At 51.8% G+C, this 12,897-nt stretch carries 12 protein-coding genes and 1 tRNA gene; 7 read left to right on the top strand and 6 right to left on the bottom strand.

Translation table 11 applies throughout. From position 1 onward, the window contains the following. Positions 1 to 544, top strand: a 544-nt coding sequence (locus KIS30_02030; GenBank protein MBX8645524.1) for a GtrA family protein, incomplete at its 5' end; no start/stop codon positions are given. 7 nt (positions 545 to 551) lie between these two features. Here the strand turns inward: KIS30_02030 and KIS30_02025 are convergent. Next, positions 552 to 2,744, bottom strand: a complete 2,193-nt coding sequence (locus KIS30_02025) for a DUF2079 domain-containing protein (protein ID MBX8645523.1) — start codon at positions 2,742 to 2,744, stop codon at positions 552 to 554. Between the two features lie 170 nt (positions 2,745 to 2,914). On the opposite strand from KIS30_02025, the gene KIS30_02020 reads away from it, so the two are divergent. Then, positions 2,915 to 4,720, top strand: coding sequence for a hypothetical protein (locus KIS30_02020; protein ID MBX8645522.1), 1,806 nt, complete (start codon positions 2,915 to 2,917; stop codon positions 4,718 to 4,720). On the opposite strand, the gene gatB is transcribed toward KIS30_02020, so the two are convergent. The 4 genes from gatB to KIS30_02000 are packed head-to-tail and all read right to left on the bottom strand — an operon-like array spanning position 4,703 to position 8,144. Further along, entirely contained in the window at positions 4,703 to 6,091 is a 1,389-nt protein-coding gene (gene gatB / locus KIS30_02015) for an Asp-tRNA(Asn)/Glu-tRNA(Gln) amidotransferase subunit GatB (GenBank protein ID MBX8645521.1), read from the bottom strand. The two genes, KIS30_02020 and gatB, sit on opposite strands and share 18 nt — an antisense overlap. Further along, positions 6,084 to 7,430 carry an Asp-tRNA(Asn)/Glu-tRNA(Gln) amidotransferase subunit GatA gene (locus KIS30_02010; protein ID MBX8645520.1) on the bottom strand — a complete coding sequence of 449 codons (1,347 nt, stop codon included), beginning with the start codon at positions 7,428 to 7,430 and terminating at the stop codon, positions 6,084 to 6,086. The genes gatB and KIS30_02010 overlap by 8 nt, the downstream gene beginning before the upstream one ends. Then, positions 7,431 to 7,706: an aspartyl/glutamyl-tRNA amidotransferase subunit C gene (locus tag KIS30_02005; protein MBX8645519.1), complete on the bottom strand. Its 276-nt coding sequence runs from the start codon at positions 7,704 to 7,706 to the stop codon at positions 7,431 to 7,433. A gap of 6 nt (positions 7,707 to 7,712) precedes the next feature. Next, positions 7,713 to 8,144, bottom strand: a complete 432-nt coding sequence (locus KIS30_02000; protein MBX8645518.1) for an Lrp/AsnC family transcriptional regulator — start codon at positions 8,142 to 8,144, stop codon at positions 7,713 to 7,715. Between the two features lie 118 nt (positions 8,145 to 8,262). Between KIS30_02000 and KIS30_01995 the strand changes: the two genes are divergently transcribed. The 3 genes from KIS30_01995 (at position 8,263) to KIS30_01985 (ending at position 10,329) form a co-directional block, all read left to right on the top strand. Then, positions 8,263 to 8,334, top strand: a tRNA-Asn gene (locus KIS30_01995). Between the two features lie 227 nt (positions 8,335 to 8,561). Then, positions 8,562 to 9,371, top strand: a complete 810-nt coding sequence (locus tag KIS30_01990; GenBank protein ID MBX8645517.1) for a hypothetical protein — start codon at positions 8,562 to 8,564, stop codon at positions 9,369 to 9,371. Positions 9,372 to 9,453: 82 nt separating this feature from the next. Further along, a complete protein-coding gene (locus KIS30_01985; protein ID MBX8645516.1) occupies positions 9,454 to 10,329 on the top strand; it encodes an NAD-dependent epimerase/dehydratase family protein in 876 nt (291 codons plus the stop codon). A gap of 38 nt (positions 10,330 to 10,367) precedes the next feature. Here the strand turns inward: KIS30_01985 and KIS30_01980 are convergent, their stop codons facing one another. Continuing rightward, positions 10,368 to 10,859 carry a hypothetical protein gene (locus KIS30_01980; GenBank protein MBX8645515.1) on the bottom strand — a complete coding sequence of 164 codons (492 nt, stop codon included), beginning with the start codon at positions 10,857 to 10,859 and terminating at the stop codon, positions 10,368 to 10,370. A 191-nt stretch (positions 10,860 to 11,050) separates the two neighbouring features. Between KIS30_01980 and KIS30_01975 the strand changes: the two genes are divergently transcribed. Next, complete coding sequence (locus KIS30_01975) at positions 11,051 to 11,854, top strand: electron transfer flavoprotein subunit beta/FixA family protein (GenBank protein ID MBX8645514.1); 804 nt, start codon at positions 11,051 to 11,053, stop codon at positions 11,852 to 11,854. A gap of 5 nt (positions 11,855 to 11,859) precedes the next feature. Continuing rightward, positions 11,860 to 12,834, top strand: a complete 975-nt coding sequence (locus KIS30_01970; protein MBX8645513.1) for an electron transfer flavoprotein subunit alpha/FixB family protein — start codon at positions 11,860 to 11,862, stop codon at positions 12,832 to 12,834. The last annotated feature ends 63 nt before the right edge of the window (positions 12,835 to 12,897 follow it).

Raw genomic sequence — 12,897 nt, 5'->3', positions numbered from 1 at the left:
GAGCGTAACATCCGGCAGCTACAAAGTGCTGCTGGAAATACTCGCGACAGCGAACCTTAGCGTATCTGAGATTCCTTTCTCATTCGGAACCAGATACAGCGGCAGAAGCAAACTTGGATTTACAGAACTGCTGAGATACATAGGACTGGTTCTCCGCCTCTCGGACTACAGAGTGGCAAAATTCATTGCCGTAGGTCTGGCCGGAATGGCGGTAAACGAAGGATTGCTGTTCCTGCTCGAGCCTCATGCACCGCTGCTTCTTGCCTCAGCGGCGGCCGTCGAAGCGTCGATTATATCGAATTTCATAATGAACAACTCGTGGACCTTCAGAAAGAAGGTTAGCGGCGCGATACTCAACAGGCTTGCCAAATACAATGCGGTGATGATCGCCGGAGCGTTGCTTAACATAGGCGTACTGGGCATACTGGTCTTTCTGCATTTTGAATATCTTGCTGCGAACTTTGTGGGCATAATCTTCGCGTTCGGCGCCAATTATCTTGGAAGCGAGAGCGTCGTCTGGCGCTTCGAACTTCCGCTTGGGTGATGCAGTCTCATGCAGAATTACGCTGAACGAAGATGTAATTCAGCAGTATGCTTCCGGCAGGAACGCCGCCACGGAGCAGCAGGTATCCTCTGAACTCGGTTAGTGAAGCGGGCTCGGTGCAATTGAAGTGAAAGGTCACATTGCCGAAACCGCCTTCCGGAATCGAGGATGAGCTGAGATTCGCAGAATAGTAATCTGAAAAGCCGAAACTGTTGCCGTTCATGTAAAGCACCGGGAGAGAGACATTGCCGTTGCCTGATTCTATCATCATGTTGAACGTGATATTGTAGCTGCCTGGGAGCAGCGTCATATATGGACCGTACCAGATGTTGCGGCTGTTTACGTCCGAGGGCCGGATGGCATAACCGTTTCTGCTTCCTATCACGCTTCCGGACATGCTGCCCGGATATTTTTCAACAAAACCTGAAAGGCCGATGCGTAAATCATGATAATCCAGTCGGAAAGACGAATTGAACGTCGATGCCATGAAAGTATAAGCATGGCCTGCATAACCGCGTCGGAACAGGTAGACCGTGCCGGGATATCCACTGCTGTAGACATATGCAACGAGACCGTAAACACTGCTGTTGAAGATGCTTCTGACAATGAACGTGGGCATGGATGGCAACTGCGAACTGTCCGCAAAAACATATTCCGGAAGCGTGGTGGCATTGAACGGGAGATAAGGCATGAGCGAGCGTGAAAAGGGAATCCACAGTGCCGAGTAGGCGTGAAGATTCGAGTCCACCAGCGGAAAGAGATTATCCGAGGCGAGGACCGTGGACCCCTCCTTTACCATCGATGCAATCCTGGCTATGTCATGGAACGAAGGGTTGGAGGAGTAGCTCAGATTATAACCGGAGTTTACGCCGAAATTTGATGTGTTCAGCGGGCCCATGACGAGATTGAAAAATAGTATGGAGAGAAGCAGGGGTACGAGAAGATGCCGGCCATGTGCGAACATGCTCGGGCCCTGCCTGCTCCGGTGCTTCGGAGTGATCTCCTGATTGATCTCCTTCCTGAAATAGGCTATAAAGAGTATTACGCAGGCAAGGAGCACCGGAAGGGACAGCACATATCCGTTCTGACGCAGGAAGACTGCGGACATACCAGGCAGCAGCGAAAGCGATGCAAAAACGATGATAAAAGGCAGGAGCAGCGTCGATCGGCGTGTGTCCTGCTTCAGCCTCTCAGCCCCCAGGACAGATGAGACAATCAGCGGAGGGAGGGCAATAAATGCGTATTGATAACCAAACATAATTGAGAACTTGGGATAAAGGAAAACAGACTCTATGAACCAGGGAAGGCTCATAATAAGTGATCTACCGGAAAGCAAGGGCAGAAATGCGACGGACGCCAGGAGAAGGAGCCAGTAGACCGAGGATGCAAAAAATATCTGAGGCAAAAGAACAGGATGCACGAAATAAGAGGATGCAGTCGTGCCGCTGCCGCCCGGGGCCATGCCCAAGGTCGCATTAATGACGGTCTTCTGCAGGACTATTATAAAAATAAATGAAGCTGCGCACGCCAGGAGGAAGTGAACAGGCCGTTTTCTGAAGAACGGAATTCGGGTTGCCGGCGCAGGGTGCGGCGCCATTGCGCAATACAGGACTACTGCCGCGGCAAGAAACGGAAATATCTCGAGCGTAGCGCTGCCGAGCGCGAGAATCGCTGCGGCGTATCTGTATCTGCCCGAGGAATAGAGCAGGTAAAATGAGAAGAATTCAGCAGGGATCATCGATTCCCAGTGGAAATCATAGAAGACACTGGAAAGTGTGCCCATACCGAAGAGGAACAGCAGAACGAATGCAAAAGCGGCCCGCCGCCCGTGTCCGCTGCGTAGAGCAATGAAATAGAGCGGAAACGAAGCAAGCGCGACTGCAAGCGACTGCACGGTGAACAGTGTGACCGGAGACTGATACAGAGCGTAGATGAACGCGACGGGCAGAGCAACATAGGAACTATTTATTTCCAGATATGACAGAAAACCGCCGGTGGAGTAGTCAGCAGTTTCGAACAGCAAATGACCGTGCAGGGTGGACCACAGCATCTGCTGCATTATGCCGAAGTCCCAGTTCGATGTGAAGAAATTGTAATATCTCAGCAGGCTGAGATATGAGATAACCGCAGTGTACGACACCGTCAGGAGGACTAGCGGCAGGAAATCATTTCTCCGCAGGAAAGAGAGGAAACGTCTCATTTGCAGCGCTTCTCCTTATCACTGAACACTATTTAGCTCTCGTGCGAATGTGCGAATCGGCATATAGGAACAGTGTGCTCGCCGGTGCTCTAACTTAAGTACCAAGAAAAATTGATTCATCAGCGCGCAGGAAACAGAGTTCGGCTCTCATGCATGGAGTGTTGCACTCATTGAACGGTAGAAGGAAGAAACTCATGGCGGCGGCTGTCGCGGCAGTCGCGATAGCATCAGCAGCAGGTATTTTCGTGACTCAGTTCGTCGAACATCCGCAGCTGAATGTGTTCCCCGGCAGTGCGCTCGCGGGTAACACAGTGAAAATATTCCTTGGCCTTCCGCCTGCAACACCGATGAGCACTTTTAAACTGTATTCAATAAACTACGGGGACGGAAACACAACACACAGCATCAACTCAGAGCACGTGTACAGCAGACCCGGCATATATACAGTTACGGCGACCTACGCCTGGAACGGTCAGAGAGGAGAGAGCACGACACATGTCTACGTCCATCCTTCATCCTTTACGGCTGAACCTGTCCGCCTCGGCGACACGGCAGCATATGCGATTCATGGCACTCTGACAGTATACAACCCTTTCGGCATAGCGACAATACCGTTCAACATGTCCGGCGTTAACAGCACCCTTACCGTTGACAGCCTCTTCATGCGTCTCAGCGGCAATGCATCATATGCTGTTGAGAACGGTATCGTGACGGTGCATGACGGACTGGGAGTCCCGCACGAAACCTATGTCATTGATGCCGACAGCAACATGACCGGAAAAGGATATGTGAAAGGAACCGCCGCCGGGCTTCCGGTGAATTTCACGGTAATTGTCACGACCGGCTATGACGCAAAGACTTTCAACAGCATTAACGGCAACTATACCGTAAAGCAGGACGCCGGCACATCGACCAGCATATCACTTCAAATTGGAGGGAAGCTTGTACGGCTCGGAGGGGGGCAGATGCTCGCTACTGACGCTTATGCCAACCTGACCGGAGGTATGCCGTGGCAGAACGAAATGCTCTCGGCCATAGGTGAAAACGGTTCGTTCGTCATGACCGCGTCACAGATGTCGAAATACTCCCGCGGCTTTACGGGAGATGTGGAAATGGGCCTTAACGGATCATATCACGGATTCAGATGGAGTGCTGCCCTCTTTGATCCGTCGCTCATCAATCCTGCAATCAATGTGAATATCACATCCGGAAGCTCGTTTTCCGAACAGCTGAAGCTCGACAGCCTTTCAGCTTTTCCGCTGTTCACAAACAACACCTTCCGCTCAGTGCACAGCGGAACGACTGTGATATCTTCATCGGATGCGGCCAGAACCAGTGTGTCAAACGGGAGTGTTCCCGCGGCGGCAGGCGGCGTGTACTGGAGGGAGCAGGACAGGGGTCAGTATACGCGCTGGAACGGCAGCGCTCTACCCATGATCGGTACGACAGACGGCATACTCAATATTACGAAGGCATATGATTTTGCGCTGAACGGGACATCGCTCGGAACGTACATCAGAACGGCTGCCGGGGCACGGATGGTCAGCGCGGAATATAATTTCACACGATCGTCGTGGTACATGCAGTTCGGAAATGCGACTGGAAAAGGGTATGCCGTGACCGTCACATCAAGCAACGGTACAATGACAGCCCGGGGACTGAACGATACAGTGAACATGTCCGGAGTGTCCGCATTCGGCACGAACGTGCTGACGCTCGCCTCGGCAATGCAGATCGTCAACGGAAGCTCGCCCGGTCGTTACTTCTTCAGCAGCTCCGGCACTCCGGAGATGAGCAGCATATCGATTTCATCAGCACCATATCTTCCGCAGACATCTGTCTTTCTTCCGCTGCCTCCTTCCAGCACTGCATTCGCATATACATTTACATCAGCGACAGGGCAGACAGTGGCAGTGGACGGCACAGACGGTCAGATCATGTTTTTTGAGAGCGGAACATCAGTTTCTCTGCTCTGAGCCTTCATCAGATTCACCTTCTGCCTCGTCCAGTACGCGTTTCAGGGCGGAGATGATATCCGCAGACGTGGCCTTTCCGCGCGTCTCCTTCATGCACAATCCGACGAAATAGTTTATCACTTCGGTATTCCCTTTCCTGTATTTACCGGCTGCTTCCGGATGTCCTGAAACCACGTTGGCTGCCACAGCATCTATCGCACTCCTGCCAAGCCAGCCTTCCGACAGTTCCTCGATTGCAGGATGGATGCTTCCGCCGTCGAACAGCGTTCTCAGCAGGGCAGTAGCGTTCCGGTTGCTAAGCCTTGAAGAACTGTACGCAACTGCAATTTCCAGCAGCCCTCCGAGCAATGGCCCGATAGCAGACGAATGCAGCTTCCTGTAGTTCAGCTCTGCCTTTATGTCCCTCGCGACAAAAACAGATGAAAATCTTGCTCCGCATCGTGCCACCAACTGGTTGTATGCATTCAGAAGATGTCTGTCGACAATGATTGTTCTGGCATCTGCCTCGGACGACCCCTCACTTCTCAATCCGGCGAGTATCAGAAATGGATTTTCGTGCCGCTCATAGTTTACACTGCCCGGGTGTACAGGGCGTATGTCCGGATCGGGCAGATATCTGTAGTCCTCCACCGTCTCCTTATATCGTAGCGGGGCAGTGGACCCGTTCACTGCATCAAAATGCCGCGTTTCCTGCAGAACGGATGCGCCGCGGGAAAGTAATTCCGACTGGCGGGATGCTTCAAAATCCAGCGCCTTTACTACTCCGCTCAGCGAATTTATGTTTTTCACCTCCACCCTTTTTCCGCCCCCGGCGGAGATGTTGGTGTCGACTTTAAATGGCATTTCCTCCCTCGAAATCTGAAGATATTCAAGCGCAAAGAGCACATCCGTAAGCAGCGCCCTGGCTTCGGCACTGCTCTTCAGATCCGGCTCGGTGACGAGTTCGAGAAGCGGAACGCCGGATCTGTTGAGATCTACGATTCCTTTAGCAAGATCGTATTGCCCCGGATCCTCCTCAAAATGGATCTCACGGAGGCCGCACTTTCCTATTGCTCCGCCGTTTGCAAGCGGTTCAGCGGTACGCTGATAATTACTGGGAAGGTCAGGATAGAAGTAATGTTTTCTCATGGTCACAACAGGTTTATTGGAAATCTCCATACCGAAGACGTCGGCCAGCTGCATGCCTGCCCGCACGGCTCTAGCATTCGGAGGCATCGGTTTAGCGCCGGGCTGCCCCGCACATACAGGACAGACATTTGTGTTTGGCGGTGCCTCGAGAAAAGAAGCGCTGCATCTGCAGAACATCTTGGTTTCAGTCATTGGATAAATGTGTATCTCCAGCCCTATTTTCAGGTCCTTGAAGTCACTCACGCCGCACCACCCCCGAAAGCACATTCATTGCTGAGACTACCTTCTCATCGCTGTTGCGTTCACCGATCAGCTGAAGGGAAACCCCACCGTTCAGCGGAATGCTCCCTGCCGGAAGACCGCACACATTAGGTAAAACGGTGAGTATGTCGGTTGCATACATCAGCAGCGGATCGGCCAGCCGTTCCCCCATCGGATAGGGCGTCACAGGCATGGCAGGAAGAATCATCAGATCGCATGTAGACATCACTGAGGCAACCTCTTCAATAATGGCGGCCCTCGCATTCATAGCCTTTTCATACCATTCGCTCTTTCCCTCAAGCGACGTGATGTAAGTGCCGAGAAGAATGCGTCTCCTCACCTCCGGACCAAGAACAGACCTGCTGCTCTTCATCACCTCTTCTGCACCGGAACCTTCGCCCCTGTAACCGAATTTCATACCGTCGTATCTCTGCATAGCGGAGGCGAATTCTGAATACATCGTGAGATAGTATGCAGGCAGCACAGTCCGTGCACTGCTGAGCTGGATTTCATCAATTTTTGCGCCAGCGCCTCTGAGTCTACCGACAGTCAGTGCAAAGGTTTCCCTGACGTCGGCTGCACAGAGATCAAGAAGGTTTGACGGAAGGGAAAGACAGGCTCCGGATATCTGGAAGTCATTTAATGACTTCACGCAATCTGTTCGTGCAGAGCCGTATGTGGCCTGATCGAGTTCGTCGTACCCTGAAATTGCATCCATGATGCCTGCAAGCAATGCGGTTCTGCCTTTCGGAACAACCGGTGCAGGAGATTCAAGGCTCATGGACATATCCACGAGTCCGTGCCGTGACACCTTTCCGTACGTCGGCTTAAATCCCTCAATACCGCAGAATGATGCGGGACATCTCACTGAACCCCCCGTATCGGAGCCCATTGCAGCATCTACAAGTTCTGCCGCAACGGAAGCTGCGGAGCCTGACGAGCTTCCGCCGGGCACCCTCCCCGGGAAAATAGGATTCTGCGTAGGTCCAAACGCCGATGTTTCTCCGGATGAGCCACAGGCAAATTCATCCATATTCGTTTTACCGAGTATCAGTGCCCCCCGGCGTTTCAGGCGCTCCACGACAGTAGCGTCGTACGGTGCAATGTAATGCTCAAGGATACGTGAGGCGCACGTCATCCTCTCGCCCCGGACTGCCATGTTATCCTTTATGCCGAACACAACGCCGCTGAGCGGTCCTTCGTTCGCCTGCGTTTCTCCGCTGCAGAGGCTTATGAAACAGTTCAGTGTATCTCTCGATGCGTTGGCCTTCATCTGCCTGAATCTGACGCCGTGACGCCCTTCTGCCGGTGCCGTTTCCATTCAAAGTCCCCGCGGCACGTTGAGGTTCCTGCCCTCTCTGGCCGGAAAGCCTGAAACAATAGATTCTCCCTCCGCAGCGTTTGTTGTGCAGCCGCCGTCTTCCCTTGGCTGCTGACCTTCCCGGGGGGCTGATCTGTGAGCGGGATAGTCCCTTACAGAGGAGAAGAATTCGAGTATTGCATTCATTTCGGAAGAAAGGCGCTCAGCTTCGGGCGCTTCAACATGCAGCATCGAAAGCCTGGCGATTCTCTCCACATCCTCTTTTCTGATGACCATGCGGCCTCATCCCTTCACGTAGCTGAATATCGAACACGTTTCCGTACCGCTGACGCCCTTTATGGAGCGGAGTTTGTCTATAACAATGCTGCCGATGTCTTCGAGCGTGGTCGCGTGGATTCTTGCAATCATGTCCCAGCTGCCCGATATGAGATACAGTTCCTCGATGCCGGGTATCGCTGCAATGCTGTTTGCCACATCGCGCTGAGACGACGTTCCGGGCATGAAAGAGATGAGCACGAAAGCTGAATGTGATTCACCGATCTTGCTTTCGTCCACTTCAACAGTATAGCGTCTTATCACGCCCAACTTTTCCAGCCTGGTGAGTCTCTGCCTGATGGTGCTCCTGCCGGTGTGCAGCTTTGCCGCCATGGCCGAAATCGGCATTCTTGCATCCTGCCTGAGCAGAGAGAGCAACTCGCTATCTTTTCTGTCCATTATTAGATCAACCTGTTGAAAGGAGGTGCATGCACAATACATTTTGACTCATTTCAACGACAGAATATTACAAAGGTAATTAATATTAGTGCTCTCTGCTTCATGCTGAAAATGCAATGGCTCCGTAGTCCAACGGGCAAGATATCTGGCTGTTAACCAGGTGATGACCGTTCGAATCGGTCCGGAGCCGCATGGCATTAGTATCCCGGGCAAATAATAGTCCGGGACCGATGGCCTTCAGAAGCGATGCCTTTCATGGCATCTGTTCTTTCCTTCGTATTTTGTAACTCGAGTGTATTTAATTCGATTACCGAATTTTACGGTTGTATAAATATGTGAAGTTCATATTAGCTGGCATCAGTACAAACGGCTTCACTATCACGGGGGCATTACAAAATAGACGAGGTGCGAACGATTGTGCTCAATAGACTCGGCCTGACAAAGTATGAGAGAGAACTCATTTCGGCACTCGTTAAACTGGATTATGGGACTGTGAACTACCGGGACGCGATGCATCTTGCACATATACCTTACGGCAAGGTTCACGCCGTAATGAATTCGCTCAAGGAAAAGGGTTTCCTGGAAGAAACTGGCGGGAGGCCAAAGGAGTACAGACTCAGACACATAGGTGACGTCATCGAGGATTACATCGTGAAACCGTTGATTTTCGACCTTTACGGTTATCCGAGGGACGAAAACACCTTTCAGGACATATGGGTAAAGGAGATTTGCTCCTCTATACCGGTCATCAGAGTCAATCAGGACGGTGCAGAAGAGCCGATTGAGATGTTGTCCGGCTTGGAGGAGATACGAAAAGCTGAAATCAGGGAAATAGAGAATGCAAAGGAGGAGGTGCTGATGTGCTTTCCAAGAGGATATTTCCTCGACAGAAAGTTCAGCGATTACGTTCATACCGGTTCCAAAGTCAGTATGGAAGTAATCACACCTTTCACTCCAATGGAACTCATGGGACACACATTCCAGGCTCAGTCGAGAAAGGTGAGGAAGATGCTCAACAACGATGCTTCAAAGTTACGGTTACATTATTTCCTCAACAGAAACGTCAAAGACAGATTCATTGTTGTGGACGGCAATTTTGCGGCAGTAGGAAGCGAAGTGTCTCCTGTGCTCACTCACATATACTCGAAAGAACACTGTTCAGCGCTGAAAGAGAGATTCCTCGAGATAAGGAAATATTCGAAAGAGATCAACCTCTGGCCGGCATAGGATACGGCCGCCGGAACAGGCAGGATATTAGCTGACGGTGCCGTGCAATAATTTTAATGACATGCGCTCGATGCCTGATAGTATGGAAGAGAAGATTTTCATCACGGGGATATGCGGGTTCATTGGTTCTCATCTCGCCGCCGAAGCAATCAGACAGGGTTACGAGGTCTCGGGTCTTGCGCATTGCGACAAACCTGTTCCGGGTGCCACTGTGACTGTCGGCGATATCAGAGAGCGCGAGCTGGTGCGAACTGCCTCCAGGGGAGCCGATTATTTCCTGCACCTGGCGGCCGTGACTTCAAATCTTGAATTCGAGTCGAAGACCAATTACAGTTTTGACGTCAATGTCGGCGGATTCTTTTCTGCTATTGAGGCAGCAAGGACAAACAGGTGCAGCAAGTTTCTGTATGCATCAAGCGCAGCCATTTACATTGATTCATTTTCGGAGAAGAGCGCAATACCGTTCGATGCGCAGAAGAACCATTATGCAAAGACGAAAATGATGAACGAGATGATCGCGGAATCGTACACAAAGGTGGGAGGTTTGAACACGTTGGGACTGCGTTTCTTCAATGTCTACGGCCCGGGCGAGAATGATAAAGGCAATTATGCCAGCATAATTTCACAGTTTGTGTCTGCATCGAAAACCGGCAAGGATCTCGTTATCTACGGAGACGGCAGCCAGGCACGGGATCTCATACACGTGAACGACGTGGCAGCAGTGACGTTGAAACTGATGAAATCTGACGCCGGCGGGGTGCTTAACGTGGGCACGGGCAAGGCGACATCATACGAAGAGATTGCCGGCATGATAAACGGTGCGAAGAAGGTTCATGTGAGGAATCCGCTTTCGAGTTACCAGCATCTGACCAGGGCCGACACGGCTGAGCTTCTCCGGCACATAGGACGGCACCGGTTCATCAATGTAAACGATGGAATAGCGACAATGCTTTCCTGATTGAAAACGTGGCCTGCATCCGTTCAGTTGCGTTTCCTTTACTTCGCTGTCCCGTTCGTAGTGCCTTGTGCTGCAGCCGGAGCCTTGATAGCAGAGGATGGCTGCGGCTCGGCAGTAGTCTTGACCTGCGTGGGTGCTGCGGCCGGCTTGGGCGTTGATGGTGGGACAGGCGGCTTGTTCAACAGGTTCAATTTCGACTCGAAATCGTCCAGTCCAAGATTCGCAACCCAGTCGATTAGCATGCCGATCAACCCTCTTGCACCGACGATTAATCTCACATTTGCAGATCTCAGAGCTGATGCTGTCTCAGGATAAATGCTGTCTGCAACAACAGCATCGACGTTGAGCTTTCTTATGATATCCACCCACTTCTGAGGGGTCGGAGGAGTTGCAAAACCCTTCCTGATCTGCGTAAATGAAACTGTGTCGTCTATAATCTCAGCAATGGTGTAAAATCTGGAAGTCTCAAAGACCTTTGGCACGGAGCTAATAGTGCCGTTATCGTTGTCCGAAGGAAGTAACAGCTTCATCAGATATGTTCCTGCCCTGCAGTGATGCAATCGTATAATAATGCCGGAGTTTACTTAAATTTGTCGTGCGGATTCTCTCACCTGCATTATGGCCCTGTGCAACCTTGCGGCATGAATGTCATTTAATAACAGAGACAGACAGGCAACCCTATTTAAGCGCGCCATTCTTACAGCGCGAACGGTGATGCTGTTTGAAGATTGTCGTCCTTGTGAAGGCAGTTCCGGAAGTCCGGAATGTGCGGCTCACGCTGAAAGACGGTGACATAGATCGCAACGAACTCAACTACGTCATTAACGAACAGGACGATTATGCACTCGAAGCGGCTCTGCAGCTGAGGGAAAAGAGCGGAGGAGAGGTCATCGTTCTGTCCATAGGAGACGAAGCAGGCAGAAAAGGCATCACACAGGTGATCCGACAATGCTATGCAAAGGGAGCAGACAGGGGCATTATGATGCTCGACACATCATACGGCGACTGGGATGATGAGGTGAAGGCCGGAATTGCATCAAAGGTCATTTCTGCGGAAAAGCCGGACATGATCATCGGCGGTTCACAGTCGTTTGACACGGCAAGCAGCAGATTCGGTCCGATGGTTGCGGAGCTGCTGGACATGCCTCATGCAACACTCATCACGGGACTCAGAATGGAAGAGGGCGGCCGCGTCACAGTATACAGAGATCTTGAGCAGGGTATACAGGAGATCGTCGAACTGTCATTGCCCTGCCTCGTCACTGCTCAGACTGGCATAAACACGCCGAGGTATGCTTCACTGAACAAAATCATTGCCGCAACTAAGAAGGAGATAAGCACTCCCGGCCTGCAGGAATTGCAAATCAGCAGAGAGCAGATAGAGGAATGGAACAGGGTCAGAAAAGTTTCCGTTGCGTTTCCTTCTGAAAAAGCATCCAGCACTGTGTTTATTCAGGGAAAACCGGAGGAAGAAGCTGCTCAACTGGTAAGACTCCTCGGTGAAAAGGGACTCATACAGAGGTGATGACAGTGGCCGAAATACTCGTTGTGGCGGAACAGAGGGAAGGAGTGCTGAAGGATGTTTCGCTTGAAAATATTGCGCTTGCAAGAGAGCTTGCAGGCGAATCAGGGAAAGTCGCTGTGCTTGCTCTGGGCAGCGACATAAAGAGCGTCGGGGAGAAGCTTTCGCTGACGTCCGCCGACACCGTATTGATTGCAGATGACGCGCATCTGAAAGACTACACGTACGACGCCTACAGGCACGTGCTCAAGACGGTCGCCGGCGAGAGAAAACCATCCGTCATCATTGGGGGCCACACATCCCTTGGCATGGATTTCTTCCCGGGCGTCGCCATTGCGCTTGGCCTACCCGTGGTCACGGACTGCGTGCGTGCCGTCAGGGACGGCAGCAGGGTGACAGCAACAAGACAGCTTTATGGAGGGAAGCTGGACGGTGAATTCTCTGTTGAAGGTCCATGCATCATTACCGTGAGGCCGGGAGCGAACAAGCCATGTGCAGAGGGAACAGCCACGGTGTCAGCCGTCGGCATAGATTTCAGCAGCATGAAGAACAGAACAGCGGTCAGGGGTTATGAAAAACCTCCCAGAGAAGACGTAGACATAGAGAAGGCCAGGATCGTCGTTTCGGTCGGAAGAGGTATTGAGAAGAAGGAGAATCTGCCAGTATTCGAAGACCTTGTGAACAGCCTGAGCGGCGCGGTTCTGGCAGGCTCACGCCCCGTGATAGACAACGGCTGGCTGCCGAAAGGAAGGCAGGTCGGCGTTTCTGGAAAAACTGTCAAACCCAAACTGTATATTGCACTTGGCATCAGCGGCGCCATACAGCATCTGTCCGGCATGTCCGGCAGCGATTTTATTGTGGCGATAAACAAGGACAGGGACGCTCCGATATTCAAGGTTGCAAACGTAGGCGTGGTGGATGACATATTCAAGGTTGTTCCGGCGATGGTGAAGGAACTGCATAACCAGGCGCAGACAAAATGAAGTGTGATGTGCCCGCGACGGCCGGAATATGGTTAAAGTGAATCATATCGCGAGTCTAATTAA

The sequence above is a fragment of the Candidatus Sysuiplasma acidicola genome (assembly GCA_019721035.1).
Taxonomy (GTDB): domain Archaea; phylum Thermoplasmatota; class Thermoplasmata; order Sysuiplasmatales; family Sysuiplasmataceae; genus Sysuiplasma; species Sysuiplasma acidicola.
The sequence above is the reverse complement of the archived record's forward strand: the minus strand, read 5'-3'. Positions and strand labels throughout refer to the sequence as shown.